Here is a 16,467-nt window from a genome sequence, read left to right as displayed (position 1 = left end):
AATTATTTTGCGAAGCTAAGATATTAAACAATTCCTTCTTTTAAAATATCGTGCAGGTGAACCATGCCAATATATTTTCCTTCATCAACAACCGCTAGACCTGTAATGTTGTTTTTTTCCATGATTTGGAATGCATTAATAGCTAAAACATCAGAGTTGGTTGTTTTAGGAGTTGGAGTCATAATGTCTTTTGCTGTAAGTTGACTCACATCTTCATTTCTTTCCAACATTCTACGAAGGTCTCCATCGGTAATGATTCCCAATAATTCATCTTGTTCGTTCACAACAGCTGTCGATCCCATTCTTTTTGAAGATATTTCAAGAATAATTGGTCTGATTTTTTCATCGATGGCAACTTTTGGAGGATTTTCTTTAGAAACCAAATCGCTCACGCGTAGGTACAATTTTTTACCTAAAGCACCGCCTGGATGATATTTAGCAAAATCACGATCCGTAAACTGACGACATTCCAGTAGTGCAACAGCTAGTGCATCTCCCATAACCAATTGAGCCGTGGTTGAATTTGTAGGAGCTAGGTTGTTTGGACAAGCTTCTTTTTCAATTTTAGCTTTAAGCACATAATCAGAGTTTAAAGCGAGAAACGAATCAAGCCCGGATACCATAGCAACTAAAGTATTTCCCATATTTTTGATAAGTGGCACCAAAACTTTGATTTCTGGAGTATTTCCACTTTTTGAAATGCAGATTACAGTGTCGCTAGGACGAATCATTCCTAAATCTCCATGAATTGCATCCGCTGCATGCATAAAAAGGGCAGGAGTTCCTGTAGAATTTAGCGTAGCAACAATTTTATTAGCAATGTTGGCACTTTTGCCAATTCCTGTAATTACTACTCTTCCGTTGCTTTCCAGGATTAATTCTACGGTTTTAACAAAATCTCCATCAATGTAATTTTTTAATTGATAAATGGAATTTGCTTCCTCTTCAATCGTTTGAATTGCAATGTTTTTAATATCCTCTGATGACTTCACAGTTTCTTGATTTTTTGTTTTTACAAAGCTAAATAAACTCGTTTGTTTTGATTTATCTCATACAGTTAAAATCTGTTAAAAGCTAAAATCGTTTTGAATTGTACAAGTGTTTATCTAAATTTAAAATACAAAAGTATCTAATTTTTGTAATTCGGGGATTGAAGATGGAGTAAAATTCATCTCATAAAAAATTTTTGGTCACTAATAAAATATTAATTTAGCGGGCCGCATAGCAAAATAGTAAGCATATCTAATTAAAGCATGGGAAAAAACTTTGAATTATCTTCTAATTTAAAGAAGTATTTTGGATTTGAGCATTTCAAGGGGAATCAAGAGCCAGTAATTCAAAATATATTAGACGGTAAAGATACCTTCGTGTTGATGCCAACAGGAGGGGGGAAATCACTTTGTTATCAATTGCCTTCATTAATATTGGAAGGAACTGCAATCGTTATATCTCCACTTATTGCACTGATGAAAAATCAGGTGGATGCAATGAGGAATTTTGGAGAGGATGATGGGATTGCACACTTTTTGAATTCGTCATTATCAAAATCGGCAACTTTAAAAGTTAAAGAGGATGTAATAGAAGGACGTACCAAATTGTTGTATGTCGCACCTGAATCGTTGACAAAGGAGAGTAATATTGAATTCTTAAAACAGGTTAAGATTTCTTTTTATGCAGTGGACGAAGCTCATTGTATTTCGGAATGGGGACATGATTTCCGACCAGAATACAGAAAGATCAGGCCGATAGTTCAGGAAATTGGGAATGCGCCAATTATTGCACTAACCGCAACTGCTACACCTAAAGTTCAGCATGATATTCAGAAAAACCTTGGGATGTTGGATGCAACAGTCTTTAAATCTTCATTTAATAGACCAAATCTATACTACGAGGTGTTACCTAAAGTAAATGCGACCAAAGAGATTATCAAATTTATTAAAGGGAATACAGGTAAATCAGGTATTATTTACTGCTTAAGTAGAAAAAAAGTTGAAGAGTTGGCTGAAACGCTTCAGGTAAATGGAATAAAAGCTGTGCCTTACCATGCAGGTATGGATTCCTCAACCAGATCGGGAAATCAGGATAAATTCTTGATGGAAGATGTAGATGTTGTGGTTGCTACTATTGCATTTGGGATGGGTATTGATAAACCAGATGTGCGTTTTGTAATTCACTACGATATTCCGAAAAGTTTGGAGGGTTATTATCAGGAAACAGGTAGAGCTGGTCGTGATGGTGGCGAGGGGCGTTGTTTGACTTTCTATAGCTATAAGGATATACAGAAGTTGGAAAAATTTATGCAGGGCAAACCTGTTGCTGAGCAGGAAATTGGCAAGCAACTTTTAATGGAGACAGTTTCTTATGCTGAATCTGCGGTTTGTAGGCGTACTGTATTATTGCATTACTTTGGAGAGAAACACTCGGATGAAAATTGTGGCAATTGTGATAATTGTTTACATCCTAAAAAGGAGTTTCAGGGTGAAGAATATGTGGTTAAAGCATTAAATCTTGTTAAAGATGTAAAGGAAAGATTTAAAGTAGATCATTTGGTGAACATTTTAATAGGTTCTCAAAATTCTGCAATAAAATCATATAAGCACGATCAACTTGACTTGTATGGAGATGGTGATGAGAAAGACCAGCATTTTTGGAATATGGTATATCGTCGTGCATTAATAAATTCATTTATTGAAAAAGACATTGAGCAATATGGTGTAATTAAAATTCGCCCTGAAGGACATGCCTTTTTGGAGAAACCATATCCATTCATGTTGACTGATGATCATGATTTTGAAGGAGTAGATGCTGAAGCTCCCAAAAGTGGAGGGACTGCTGCAATGGATGAAGCTTTACTGTCGATGTTAAAAGATCTTCGAAAAAAAGTTGCTAAACAAAAAGATGTGCCTCCTTATGTAGTTTTCCAGGATCCTTCTTTAGAAGAAATGGCAATTCATTACCCTACAAATATTGAAGAATTGTCACATATTCAAGGTGTTGGTGCTGGTAAGGCCAAGCGCTTTGGTAAAGATTTTGTTGCGCTTATTTCGAAACATGTTGAGGAAAATGATATTGAAAGACCTCAAGATATGGTAGTTCGTTCGGTAGCTGATAAATCGAAATTTAAGGTATATATCATCCAGAGTATTGATAGAAAATTAGATTTAGAGGATATTGCTGAAGCAAAAGGAATGGAATATGAAGATTTGCTGAAAGAGATGGAAGCAATTGTATATTCAGGAACCAAGCTAAATCTTGACTATTATGTTGATGAAGTTATAGATGAAGATAAGCAGGAAGAGATTCTGGATTATTTCTATGAAGCTGAAACAGATAATATAGATGATGCTCTTGATGAATTAGGAGAAGAAGATTATTCAGAGGAGGATATTCGTTTAATGCGAATTCTATTTCATTCGGAAAATGGATTATAGAGATTTAAATTTAGATAAAAGAAAAGGCTGCAATTTGCAGCCTTTTCTTTTATTGTATGATTTCTGATCGTTTAAATTTTTTCTTCTCATCGAACAGTTTACGATAGGTGTGATGAGTTTTGTATACTTCAGCACCAATGTGTTTCATTAAATGACTCATTCTAGGATTGAAATCACCAATCCAATTCATCTCTAAAGTCCGAAATGGGAATTTTTTATCCAAGCCTGATTTTGAAAATTCGTAAATCATAGCAGCTTCGATTCCTCTTTTTTGAAACTCCGGAACGACACCGAAAATTAAGCCAATTGCATTTTTGTTTCTTTGGAAGTATTTATAGTAAAGGAATCTTAATTTTCCATAAAGTGTAATTTTACCATTAATGTGTTGCAGGTATTCATTCAAGTCCTGAATCATGATAAAAAATCCAATGGGCTGATCTTTATAATAGGCAAACCACATGAGTTTTTCATGAATGATTGGCTTAAGATCATCAAAAAGCGTTTGGGTTTGGTGTTCAGTGATGCCATCGATTCCTGGGATTTCTTTAACCCATGCTTCATTATATATATGTACAAAATCCTTAATAAATCGTTGAGTTTTTGATTTAGAAAAATGCTCAACTCTGTAATCAGGATTTTTACTTAGTCTATCTGCTTTCCATTTAATGATATCGCTTAAGCTATCTGGCGAGAAAATTGTTTTGTAGGTAAACTGTTTAAAGTATACCTGAAATCCGTACTCTTCAAAAAATTCTTTATAGTAGGATTTATGATATGGCATATTGTAAACAGGTCGGTGTTCGCCTTCAACCTGCAAGCCCCACCATTGATGTCTTTCTCCAAAATTTATTGGGCCATCCATGGCTTCTATGTTTCTCTTTTGTAGCCATTTTTTACAATGATCAAACAGGGTAAAAGCAGCGTCTTTGTTTTCTATGCATTCGAAAAATCCCATTCCTCCAGTTGGCTGATCATTCAAATCTTTTGATTTGTAATCAATAAATGCAGCAACTCGTCCAATGGTTTCATTAGATTCATTGGTCATGATCCAACGGCAACACTCTCCTTGTTGAAACATTTTATTTTCCTTTGGGTTGAATGTATTGTTGATTTCAAAATCAAGTGGTCTAACCCAATTCTTTTCGTTTCGATACAATCGAACAGGTAATTCTAGAAATTCTTTTTTAGTATTGTCATCATTTACCTCTATGATCGTATAAGTCCCCATTTTTAGGCTTTTGCTTTGTTGTTAATTAATTCTTTTCTGTTGGCAAAAGGTAGGGCAATAACAGATAATGCTCCTACAATTATTATCATGGCAGTTTGGGCTCCGTGAACAACCAAGGCAAAGCTTCTGGACATGCTTTCGATGTTGTTTACACCAGGAAGATATACTAATAATGTGCCAATTACCATGAAATGCCATGCTCCAATTCCTCCTTGTACGGGTGCTACCATTCCAAAAGCACTCATCACAAATACTGTTAATCCAGCAAGTGCTGGAAGGTTGGAGGTAAAGCCAAAACTAAAGAAACAAATGTAGGTCATTAGGTAATACATCACCCAAATGAAAACAGTGTGCAGAATGAAAGGCCATTTGTTTTCTATTTTTTTAATGGTTCTAAAACCATCCATAAAGTTTTGAAGTGTTTGGTCTATTTTTTTGAAAAAAACAGTATGCCTAAACTTCTTTCTTAGTAACCAAATTACAAGGGTAACTGCAATTAATGTGTATAAAGTATAAGCAGAGGCAAATACATTTGAAAGCTTTTCACTTACCTCAGGGTTGTTAGCGAAAAAGTTGGCAATTACAGAAAACTGAGTAGATAAGGCAATTAATAAGAATACAATAAGCATGATGATATCAAGAACTCTTTCCAGAACAACTGTTCCTACCAATTGAGAAAAAGAAATCTTTTCATATTTACTAATGATTCCACATCTTGAGATTTCTCCCATTCTTGGTAAGGCCAGGTTGGCGAAGTAGCCTACCATTACGGCAAGGAATGTATTTACAGTTCTGGGTCTTTTACCTAACGACTCAATTAATAGGTTCCATCTGATGGTTCTGCTAATGTGACTTAATAAGCCAAAAAACAAAGAAAGAAGAATCCAGTAGTAATTTACATCATTTTTTAATGTGTATAAAAGTTCCGATGCATTTTGATCTCTGTAAGTGATCCAAAATAAAGATGCACCTATTGAAAAGAAGATTAAAAATTTAAGAGTATTTGCGAGCTTTTTCTTCAATTTTGATATTTTTAATGTTAGAATTTATACAGAAAAAACTAACAATGATTAATTTTTCGGCGCGAATACCAACTTATTCGGTATTAAGTCCTAATTTTGCCGAGCATTAAATGTAAGCTACAAAAATAAGTAAATGTTTGAAATCTCCTTTGAAAAGCTGCCGTTTTTAACTTTGATTAATCACAGGTGCATGTTTAAAAGAGGATAAATAAGGAATATGTATGGGATACGTTAGGGCGAAGAAAAATCTGGGACAGCACTTTTTAAAAGACCTCAATATTGCAAAAAAGATTGTGACTGGTTTAAAGGCTGAGAATGTTTCTAAGGTTTTGGAAATTGGCCCTGGGATGGGAGTTTTGACACAATATTTATTGCAAAACGATGCATTCGAAACGCACGTAGTTGAGATTGATACTGAATCTGTAGCTTATTTAAAAGAAAACTATCCGAATTTATCTGATCGCATTATTGGCGAGGATTTTTTAAAATACGATTTGTCAAAGATTTTTAATGAATCTTTTGCAGTTATCGGAAACTTCCCATACAATATATCATCGCAAATATTTTTTAAAATTCTTGAGCATCGTGATCAAATTCCTGAAGTTGTTGGAATGATTCAAAAAGAGGTTGCAGAACGAATGAGTGCTGTGCCTGGAAATAAAACTTACGGAATATTGAGTGTTTTGATGCAGGCATTCTACGATATCGAATATTTATTTACTGTAAGTGAAAAGGTATTTGATCCACCTCCAAAGGTGAAATCTGCTGTTATCAGGATGGCTAGAAATACAACCTCTAACTTGGAGTGCGATGAAAAATTATTCTTTCGAGTCGTGAAGACGGGGTTCAATCAACGCCGTAAAACTTTACGAAACTCCTTAAAATCGATATTGGGAGAATACAAATTGGAAGATGAGCTGATGGCAAAAAGACCAGAACAGTTGAGCATTGAGCAGTTTGTATACTTGACCAATAAAATTCAGGAGTTGCTAAATATGCAGTTAAGAGAATAAAAATTACACCTAAAATTTATTGTTATGCAATTTGAATTGACTCGCGAATATATCGATGAAATTAAAAGAGTAATCGAAGAAAAGAATGAAGCTGAGGCAATTGGTTTAATGGAAGAATTGCATCCAGCAGATATTGCCGAAATCTACGATGAATTAAGTATTGATGAGGCAAAATTCCTATACCTATTACTTGACGGAGATACTGCCGCAGATGTGTTGGCAGAATTAGAAGAAGACGATAGAGATCGCTTTGTAAAAGCACTTCCAGCAGAAGTCGTTGCTAAGAAGTTTATCGACAAGATGGACTCCGATGATGCTGCTGATGTTATCGGTGGTTTATCAGATGAAAAACAAGAAGAGATTCTTTCGCATATTGAGGATATTGAACAGGCCGGAGATATTGTAGATCTTTTGCATTACGACGAAGATACTGCCGGTGGTTTGATGGCAAAAGAGCTGGTCATTGTAAATGAAAACTGGACCGTTCTTACTTGTTTGCGAGAATTAAGTCGCCAGGCGGAGGATATTGATGAAATTTACTATGTGTATGTTGTTGATGATGATGGAATTTTAAAAGGAACATTGTCCTTAAAAAAGATGATTTTGAGTCCAACTTCAGCAAAAATCATAAACATTTACCAACCTGATGTAATGTCGGTACATACCGATGAAGAAGATGAGGAAGTAGCACACATCATGGAAAAATATGATTTGGTTGCCATTCCGGTAGTAGATAGCATTGGACGTTTGATGGGACGAATTACCATTGATGATGTTGTGGATGTAATCCGTGATGAGGCTGAGAAGGATTACCAAATGGCATCTGGTTTGGCTGAAGATGTTGAAGCTAGTGACTCCATTTGGTTGCAGACAAGAGCTCGTTTGCCTTGGCTTGTTATTGGTTTGATTGGAGGTATTTTTGCTGCAATGGTTATTCATAAGTACGAGGATGCCATTGGTCAGATTCCGGCTATGGCAATCTTTATTCCATTAATTACCGCGATGGCAGGTAATGTTGGAGTACAGTCATCGGCAATTATAGTGCAAGGTATTGCCAACAATTCACTTGGTTTCGAAAGTGTTTTTAGCCGAATTATGAGAGAATTGGGTGGAGCTGTAATTAATGGTTTAACCTGTTCTGCATTGTTGTTTGTGTGTAATTACTTTTATTCTGGTGAGTTTACTCTGACAATTGCAGTTTCTGTTGCATTGTTCTCAGTAATAATTTTCGCTGCTATTGCTGGTACTTTAATTCCTTTGATGTTGAATAAAGCCAAAATTGACCCTGCATTGGCAACAGGTCCATTTATTACCACCCTAAATGATATTGTAGGTATTTTCATTTATTTTGGGATAAGTGTTTACTTCTTTAATTTATTGTGATTTTAAGAGGCGAGATTTATTTTCATTAATACGACCATTAGTTTTATTATAACCAGTCTTAATTTATTATGATGGAATAAAAAAGACAAATAAAAATTCTTTTCTTAAAGTGGATTTTTTTAGGTTTTTCTTAACTTTGCATGAGGTTTTAAGGGGTCTTGTAAATTATTGTATATGAATGATTTGCAAAATCCATCAGCCGAAATAGTTTTTCGAAAGGAAAATTAATTTATACCATTTTATAAAATACCTCCAAAAAAAAGAATTATGAAGAGAGCTCTTATCAGTGTTTTTGATAAAACAAATGTTGTTGAGTTTGCTAAGGAACTAACCGAAATGGGTTGGGAAATTATTTCAACAGGTGGAACATCTGCAAAGTTTAAAGCAGAGGGAATTCCTGTAATGGATGTGTCTGATTTGACTAAATTTCCTGAGTGTTTCGATGGTCGTTTAAAAACCATTCATCCACATGTTGAAGGTGGTATTCTTGCAATTCGTGACAATGAAATACACCAAAAGCAAATGGTTGAGTTGGGGATCGATCCAATCGATATTGTTGTTTGTAACCTTTATCCGTTCAAACAAACAGTTTTGAATCCTGATTCAACTCATGAAGATATTGTTGAAAATATCGACATAGGTGGACCAACCATGTTAAGAGCTGCAGCTAAAAATTATAATTTCGTTTCTGTAATTACCGATCCGGAAGATTATTCAAAAGTAATTGAAGAATTAAAGGAATCAGGAGAAACAAGTAAAGAAACAAAAGAATATTTAGCAGCTAAAGTTTTTGAGCATACAGCACATTACGATGCTTTGATCTCTGGTTACTTCAATAAAAAATTGAATGTAAAATCACCAAAAACTTTAACTCTTACATACGAAAAGAAGCAAGATCTTCGTTACGGAGAAAACCCGCATCAAAATGCTGCCTTTTATACCCAGATCCAGGAAACAGAGGGAACATTAACTGCGGCAAATAAAATTCACGGTAAGGAATTATCGTACAACAATATTGGTGATACCGATGGTGCTTTGGAAACACTAAAAGAGTTTGAAGAGCCAACCATTGTTGCGGCCAAGCACGCTAATCCATGTGGAATTGGTAGTGCAGAAACTATTGCTGAAGCATTCCAGAAAGCTTATGATGCCGATCCGGTTTCTATTTTTGGTGGAATTGTTGCAGCAAACCGCGAAATTGACAAGGCTACAGCTGAAATCATGAGCGGAATTTTCTTGGAAGTAATTGTTGCTCCTTCATTTAGCAAGGAAGCTCTTGAGGTGCTTACCAAGAAGAAAAATTTGAGACTTTTGGAATTGCCTGAAATCCTAAAATCGGATTATACTGCTATGAAAGGCAGAACTGTATTGGGTGGATTGTTGATTCAGGATCAGGATCATAAATTGATTGGAGAAGAATTAAAAGTAGTTACCAAAAGACAACCATCAGAAAAAGAGATGGAAGATTTGATGTTTGCATGGAAGACAGTGAAGCATGCAAAATCGAATGGTATCGCCTTAGCAAAAGACAAAACCACTACTGGTGTTGGACCAGGACAGGTTAGTCGCATTTGGGCTTTGGAAAATGCAATTCGCCAGGGAGCAGAAAGAATTCATGGAAGCGTTATGGCTTCAGATGCTTTTTTCCCATTCTCGGATTGTGTTGAAGCAGCTCATAAAGCAGGAGTTACTGCAATTATTCAGCCAGGTGGATCGATAAGGGATGAAGATTCAATTAAAGCAGCTGACGAATTCGGTATTGCTATGGTGTTTACAGGAATGAGACATTTTAAACACTAAGATAATTGCGATTTTGGATACAGAATTTATTTCTGTATCCAAATGCAACTAAAATAAGATAACAGAGATATAGCTACCATATGGGATTATTTTCATTTTTAACTCAGGAGATTGCTATTGATTTGGGGACCGCTAACACGATTATTATTTGCAATGATAAAATTGTTGTTGACGAACCTTCGATTGTAGCTCTCGATCGCCGCACCGAAAAAATGGTTGCGATTGGTGAGAAAGCTCGCCAGATGCAAGGTAAAACACACGAAGATCTGAAAACCATTCGTCCATTAAGGGATGGTGTTATTGCCGACTTTAATGCGGCAGAGCAGATGATTCGAGGGATGATCAAAATGATAAACAAAAAACCTCGATTGTTTCCTCCTTCGTTAAGAATTGTAATTTGTATTCCATCGGGTAGTACCGAGGTGGAGATGCGTGCGGTACGTGATTCATCGGAACACGCCGGAGGTAGAGATGTTTATATGATTTATGAGCCAATGGCGGCTGCTATAGGTATTGGAATTGATGTTGAAGCTCCGGAAGGAAACATGGTAGTGGATATAGGTGGCGGTACAACCGAAATTGCAGTTATTTCTCTGGGAGGTATCGTTACCAACAAATCAATTCGTATCGCAGGTGATGATTTGACTGTAGATATTCAAGAATACATGCGTCATCAGCACAATATTAAAATTGGTGAAAGAACTGCAGAAGAAATTAAGATTCATGTAGGTTCTGCTTTGTCGGAGCTCGAAGATCCACCAGCTGATTTCCGTGTTCAGGGACCAAACCAAATGACAGCATTGCCAATTGAAGTGCCAGTTTCATATCAAGAGATTGCTCACTGTTTAGAGAAATCAATCTCAAAAATTGAAATTGCAATTTTAAGTGCTTTAGAGCAAACGCCACCAGAATTGTATGCCGACATTGTAAATAGAGGTATCTATTTAGCAGGAGGTGGAGCGTTGTTGCGTGGTCTTGATAAAAGATTAACCGATAAGATTAACATTCCATTCCACATTGCGGAAGATCCATTGAGAGCAGTTGCACGTGGAACTGGAATTGCCCTTAAAAATGTAGATAAATTTTCGTTCCTGAGAAGATAATCGGGAACGAAATCATATTTTATACTCAGGAATTGATTTTCGAATGAAGAATCTATTGCACTTTATCGTACGATTTCATTTTACGATTTTATTTATTGTATTCGAAATATTTTGCTTGCTGTTGTTGGTCAATTATAACAACTATCAAAAATCAGAATTCCTGAATTCAAGTAATGCCATTAGCGGAGGAATCTATGAAAAAGTATCCTCCGTTACTGACTACCTTTCCCTAGCCAAAACCAATGAGGAGTTGAATCGTGAAAATGTAAGGTTACGAAACCTTTTACACTCGTCTTATAAATTAACGACCGATTCTTCTTTCGTTTTTTTAGATACAATTTACAAGCAGCAGTACATTTATCGCACGGCAAAAATTATCAACAACTCTGTTAATAAACAATTGAATTACATTACCCTTAATAAAGGTAGAATACACGGAATTGAACGTGAAATGGCAGTTGTTACCGATAATGGTGTAGTCGGTGTTGTAAAAAGTGTCTCAGATAATTTTGCTTCTGTTATTTCTGTTTTAAATGATCGTCTAAGAATTTCGGCTAAACTAAAGGGAAATAATTATCATGGATCACTAATTTGGGATGGCGTTGATTATCGAAAAGCCATGCTTAAGGATATTCCATTTCATGTAAAAATTGCCAAAGGCGATACCATTGTAACGAGTGGCTATTCAGCTATTTTCCCAGAAGGGCTTCAGTTAGGAGTGGTTGATGAGGTTATGACTTCTTCTGGTGGTAATTTTCAGAATATCAAAGTTTTACTTTCAAATGATTTTAAAAGTTTGTCATACGTAAAAGTTGTTGGTGATTTAATGAAAGAGGAGCGATTAAAATTAGAGGAGGAAGCAGCGGAATGAACATCATATTAAAAAATATCATCCGATTTGTTGTTCTTGTATTAATTCAGGTTGCAATTTTAAACAACATACAGGTAAGTGGATTTGTGAATCCATACATGTATATTCTATTTATCTTGTTGTTGCCATTCGAAATACCCAATTGGTTGCTATTGACACTTTCATTTTTTCTGGGGTTTAGTATTGATGTTTTCAGTGGAACAGTAGGAATGCATGCTTCAGCCTGTGTTTTTATGGCCTATGTTCGACCTTACGTATTGAATTATTTATCGCTTCGTGATGGTTATGAAGTAGGAACTTATCCTGGTATTGCACATTTTGGTTTTGCTTGGTTTTTTAAGTATGCATTAACTTTAATTATAGCTCATCACAGTTTCTTGTTCGTTGTTGAAGCATTTTCATTCGCTAATTTTAGTGAAACCATTATGCGTATAATTTTTAGTGCATTTTTCACTTTAACCTTAATAATTACCTCGCAATTTTTGATGTTTAAAAAATAGATCAATCTTATAGCAAATGAATAACTTCTCGAATAGAATATATGTAATAGGAGGAATCTTTGTTTTGGTTGTTCTGATTTTTATGATCAAACTCTTTAATTTGCAAATTGTAGATGATTCCTATAAATTATCAGCAGAAAACAATTCTCAACGACAAGTAACCCAATATCCTGCTCGTGGATTAATTTATGACAGAAACGGAGAACTTCTTGTTTATAACCAGGCAGTTTATGATGTTATGGTTATTCCCAGACAAGTAAAAGTTTTTGATACACTTGATTTTTGTACTCTTCTTGGAATAGAAAAATTAGATGCCATTGAAATGCTAGAAAGGGCTAAAAATTACTCATCCAGGAGAGCATCTGTTTTTTTAAAGCAGCTTTCTTCAGAGAAGTATGCCGTATTGCAAGAGAAACTTTATAAATTCCCAGGATTCTTTGTTCAACCACGTACACTGCGCAAATATCCTCGACAAAGTGCGGCACACGCCTTGGGATATCTTAATGAGGTTAATAATAAGGAAATAAAGGCAGATCCGTACTACAGTCAAGGAGACTATATTGGGAAAAGTGGAATAGAATTGACCTATGAGAAGGAATTACGAGGTGAAAAAGGCAAAAAGATCTATTGGGTAGATGTTTACAACAGGATAAAAGGTTCTTACCGAGATGGGAAATTTGACAAGCAACCAGTGTCAGGAAAAGATTTGGTATCTACTCTGGATATTGAATTGCAGGAATATGGTGAACTCCTAATGCAAAACAAAAAGGGAGGTATAGTAGCTTTGGAACCTTCAACTGGGGAAATTTTAGCCAAAATATCTAGTCCAGGTTACGATCCGGAGATGTTGGTTGGTAGAGGAATGGGTGCTAATTATAAAGCATTGGTGCAAAATGATAGCCTGAACCCTCTTTTCGATCGCGCCTTGATGGCACAATATCCGCCAGGATCAATTTTTAAAATGATTAATGCATTGATTGGTCTGCATGAGAAAGTAATAAGTCCATTTACTCGATTTGAATGTCATGGAGGATATTACTATGGAAATCGTAAAATGGGATGTCATCATCATGTTTCGCCAGTGGATATGAGACAATCCATTATGCACTCCTGTAATGCTTATTATGCAAATACTTTCAGATATATTGTAGAATCTCCAAAATTTGGTTCTGTTAATAATGGTTATGATGTATGGCGAAATCATGTAATGTCTTTTGGTTTAGGTCAAAATCTAGGTACTGATCTTCCACATGAGTTAAAAGGAAGTATTCCTAGTCTTGATTATTATTTAAAAGTTTATCGTAGAAAAAACCTTAAAGCACTTAATGTAATTTCGTTATCAATTGGTCAAGGTGAATTACTGATTACACCTATGCAAATGGCAAATATGTGCGCTGCAATTGCCAATCGAGGCCATTATTATACTCCTCATATTATAAAATCGATAGGAAAAGAAAAGAGTATTGATAAAAAATTTATTGCTAAACATGAAACTAGTATTGATCCTTCCTATTTCCCTTCAGTAGTTGATGGAATGGAAATGGTTGTGACTGGAGGAGAAGGTAATACAGGAGGTTTAGCAGCCATACCAGGTCTTCGTGTATGTGGTAAAACTGGAACCGTTCAAAATCCTCACGGTGATGATCATTCAGTATTCGTTGCCTTTGCACCACGTGAAAATCCCAAAATTGCCATTTTGGTTTATGTAGAAAATGGAGTGTGGGGTTCAAGATATGGAGCACCAATTGCTGGTTTGATGATTGAAAAATACATACGAGGAGAAATTTCAGACAGTAAAAAGTGGATTGAAAAAAGAATGATTGAAGCTGATTTGATTAACCAATCAGAAAAAGAGTAGAAATTAATAATAGACAAATCACAAAAAATAAATATGACCAGAAGAGTAAGCTTAATAAAGAATTTAGATTGGTGGACAATTTTGTTGTATGCTTTGCTTGTTTTTTTGGGATGGATTAATATTTACGCAGCCGTATATAACGAAGAACACCAAAGTATTTTTGATATCAGCCAAAGGTACGGGAAGCAATTAATGTGGATTGGAGCTGCTGCGGTATTGGCAATTGTGATTCTCATTGTTGAGAGTAAATTTTACTCGGCTTTTGCATATCCAACATACATCTTTATGTTGATACTTTTGGTGGCAGTTTTGTTGCTAGGACGGGATATTAAAGGTGCAAAATCCTGGATTGAATTGGGGGCAATTCGTTTTCAGCCAGCTGAGTTTGCAAAATTCGCTACTTGTTTGGCCATTTCAAGGTACATTACGCAGTATAACTTTAAAATTCACAAAATAAAATCACTCTTTATTTCTGCTGTGATTTTATTTACACCAATGGCATTAATTGTATTGCAAGGAGATGCAGGATCTGCATTGGTATATTCGGTTTTCTTGTTGGTTTTGTATAGAGAAGGATTATCTGGAGTTGTATTGTTTCTAGCATTTATTGCCGCCTTATTATTTGTGTTTACCCTATTGTGGTCTAAGTTTACAGTCCTTTTAATAATAGTTTGCACGAGCCTTATTGTTGCCAAAGTATATGGATTAAAATGGCTCTCTTTTGTGAAGGCAATTTTATTGTTAGGATTAGGATTTGCTTTGGTTTGGTTAATTGCTAAAGGAGTGAAAGTAGAAATTTCCAATTATCTTATTTTAATTATTTCTTTGGGGTTAAGTGCTATTCCTTTTTGGGTGCATACCTATAAAAACAAGTTAAAAAACGTTGCTTGGACCATACTCATTGTTTTTGGTAGTATCTTCTATACTTTTTCGGTTGGATATATCTTTGAAAACATCTTAGAGGTGCACCAGAGAACCAGAATTAATGAGCTTTTGGGAATTGAATCAAATCCTTATGGATCGGGTTACAATGTAGCTCAATCTAAAATTGCTATTGGATCAGGAGGTTTTTCAGGCAAAGGATTTTTAAATGGTACACAAACCAAATTTAAATTCGTTCCTGAACAAAGTACCGATTTTATTTTCTGTACTGTTGGTGAAGAATGGGGATTTGTAGGCTCAAGTTTTGTGTTGATTTTATTACTTACCCTGATATTGCGATTGTTATTTTTAGCCGAACGTCAACGATCACCATTTAGTCGTGTTTACGGATATGGAGTAGCCTGTATTTTATTTTTTCACTTGGCTATTAATGTTGGAATGACAATTGGTTTAGCGCCTGTAATTGGTATTCCTTTACCTTTTTTTAGCTATGGGGGATCATCGCTTTGGTCTTTTACTATTTTGCTGTTTATTTTCCTTCGTTTGGATGCCAACCGTTTGGAGTTACTACGTTAATATTGTGTTCATTTCGTACATATATTAATATGTCTTGCATAAATAGTTTGAATTCATTTTCAAAATCGGGGTAGTTGTCTTCCAATGATTTAATTGCATAAGTTGATTTATCAGGTAAACTGGTTCTTTTGGCCATGATATCGAGAGCTGTTTGCAAACCATTCATATTTGCATAACTTTCTAATCGCCTACTTTGAATTAAGAAAGGCAGAAACATTTTAACTTTATTGGGTAGTGATAGGTAGTTTTTAACTAAAGTTTCATGAGAATTTGTCACAAAGTCTTTAATGGGTAATATGTGATAATTCTGCCAATATTTGGCTAGGAAATGATCAAAAATAAGGTCAACAACCACTCCAGAATACCTTCCATAGCCTTCCTTTAACTTTTTCGAGCTATCAAGTACCAAAGGATGTTTGTCTGTGAAATGATCAATATTTCTGTGTAAAATAATTCCTTTTTGGATATCCGGGTGATACTTCTCGTACTTCTTTCCCTTGACATAGTCTCCAATAAAGTTGCCAACTCTCACCTTTTCGGAATCACCAGATAAATACAAATGCGCTAAAAAATTCATGAAACAAAAATACAAAAAAGCAATTTAGATGAGTGGATAGCTTGTGTTTTGATTGTTTGAATAAATGGTTAACCATAGAAGATACGTTTATTTTTTGCCAATGTCAAGTTTTTGTACCGTGTTAAGCAACACGCAGTAAATTAGTGATTAAAACTCGATAAAATTAGCATAATTCCTTTAAAGTGATAATTTTATAAACTCATAAACTAAATGTGAAATTTTA

13 protein-coding genes are annotated in these 16,467 nt (G+C 35.2%); 9 read left to right on the top strand and 4 right to left on the bottom strand.

Going from position 1 to position 16,467, the window contains the following annotated elements:
- Window positions 1-23 precede the first annotated feature (23 nt).
- Complete coding sequence (locus tag M0051_RS14410) at window positions 24-992, bottom strand: SIS domain-containing protein (RefSeq protein WP_306742208.1); 969 nt, start codon at window positions 990-992, stop codon at window positions 24-26.
- 261 nt (window positions 993-1,253) lie between these two features.
- Between M0051_RS14410 and recQ the strand changes: the two genes are divergently transcribed.
- Window positions 1,254-3,431 carry a DNA helicase RecQ gene (recQ, locus tag M0051_RS14405; protein WP_306742207.1) on the top strand — a complete coding sequence of 726 codons (2,178 nt, stop codon included), beginning with the start codon at window positions 1,254-1,256 and terminating at the stop codon, window positions 3,429-3,431.
- A 49-nt stretch (window positions 3,432-3,480) separates the two neighbouring features.
- Here recQ and M0051_RS14400 read toward each other — a convergent pair whose 3' ends face one another.
- Both M0051_RS14400 and M0051_RS14395 read right to left on the bottom strand, forming a co-directional pair.
- Window positions 3,481-4,659, bottom strand: a complete 1,179-nt coding sequence (locus M0051_RS14400; protein ID WP_306742206.1) for a hypothetical protein — start codon at window positions 4,657-4,659, stop codon at window positions 3,481-3,483.
- Between the two features lie 2 nt (window positions 4,660-4,661).
- Entirely contained in the window at window positions 4,662-5,681 is a 1,020-nt protein-coding gene (locus M0051_RS14395; protein WP_306742205.1) for a lysylphosphatidylglycerol synthase transmembrane domain-containing protein, read from the bottom strand.
- A 221-nt stretch (window positions 5,682-5,902) separates the two neighbouring features.
- On the opposite strand from M0051_RS14395, the gene rsmA reads away from it, so the two are divergent.
- The 8 genes from rsmA (at window position 5,903) to rodA (ending at window position 15,667) form a co-directional block, all read left to right on the top strand.
- Complete coding sequence (gene rsmA, locus M0051_RS14390) at window positions 5,903-6,694, top strand: 16S rRNA (adenine(1518)-N(6)/adenine(1519)-N(6))-dimethyltransferase RsmA (RefSeq protein ID WP_306742204.1); 792 nt, start codon at window positions 5,903-5,905, stop codon at window positions 6,692-6,694.
- Between the two features lie 24 nt (window positions 6,695-6,718).
- On the top strand, window positions 6,719-8,077 hold the full coding sequence (gene mgtE / locus M0051_RS14385; protein WP_306742203.1) for a magnesium transporter: 1,359 nt from the start codon (window positions 6,719-6,721) through the stop codon (window positions 8,075-8,077).
- Window positions 8,078-8,344: 267 nt separating this feature from the next.
- Entirely contained in the window at window positions 8,345-9,877 is a 1,533-nt protein-coding gene (gene purH / locus M0051_RS14380; RefSeq protein ID WP_306742202.1) for a bifunctional phosphoribosylaminoimidazolecarboxamide formyltransferase/IMP cyclohydrolase, read from the top strand.
- A gap of 80 nt (window positions 9,878-9,957) precedes the next feature.
- Window positions 9,958-10,980: a rod shape-determining protein gene (locus M0051_RS14375; RefSeq protein WP_306742201.1), complete on the top strand. Its 1,023-nt coding sequence runs from the start codon at window positions 9,958-9,960 to the stop codon at window positions 10,978-10,980.
- 43 nt (window positions 10,981-11,023) lie between these two features.
- On the top strand, window positions 11,024-11,851 hold the full coding sequence (gene mreC, locus M0051_RS14370; RefSeq protein ID WP_306742200.1) for a rod shape-determining protein MreC: 828 nt from the start codon (window positions 11,024-11,026) through the stop codon (window positions 11,849-11,851).
- Complete coding sequence (locus M0051_RS14365; protein ID WP_306742199.1) at window positions 11,848-12,351, top strand: rod shape-determining protein MreD; 504 nt, start codon at window positions 11,848-11,850, stop codon at window positions 12,349-12,351. The genes mreC and M0051_RS14365 overlap by 4 nt, the downstream gene beginning before the upstream one ends.
- A 16-nt stretch (window positions 12,352-12,367) precedes the next feature.
- On the top strand, window positions 12,368-14,209 hold the full coding sequence (gene mrdA / locus M0051_RS14360; RefSeq protein ID WP_306742198.1) for a penicillin-binding protein 2: 1,842 nt from the start codon (window positions 12,368-12,370) through the stop codon (window positions 14,207-14,209).
- Window positions 14,210-14,242: 33 nt separating this feature from the next.
- The gene (gene rodA / locus M0051_RS14355; protein WP_306742197.1) at window positions 14,243-15,667 is read left to right on the top strand and encodes a rod shape-determining protein RodA; all 1,425 of its coding nucleotides are present in this window, start codon (window positions 14,243-14,245) and stop codon (window positions 15,665-15,667) included.
- On the opposite strand, the gene M0051_RS14350 is transcribed toward rodA, so the two are convergent.
- A complete protein-coding gene (locus tag M0051_RS14350) occupies window positions 15,621-16,244 on the bottom strand; it encodes an ACP phosphodiesterase (protein WP_306742196.1) in 624 nt (207 codons plus the stop codon). The genes rodA and M0051_RS14350 overlap by 47 nt on opposite strands.
- Window positions 16,245-16,467: the final 223 nt, after the last annotated feature.

Source organism: Marinifilum sp. D714, from assembly GCF_030851345.1.
Classification (GTDB): Bacteria; Bacteroidota; Bacteroidia; order Bacteroidales; family Marinifilaceae; genus Marinifilum.
The sequence above is the reverse complement of the archived record's forward strand: the minus strand, read 5'-3'. Positions and strand labels throughout refer to the sequence as shown.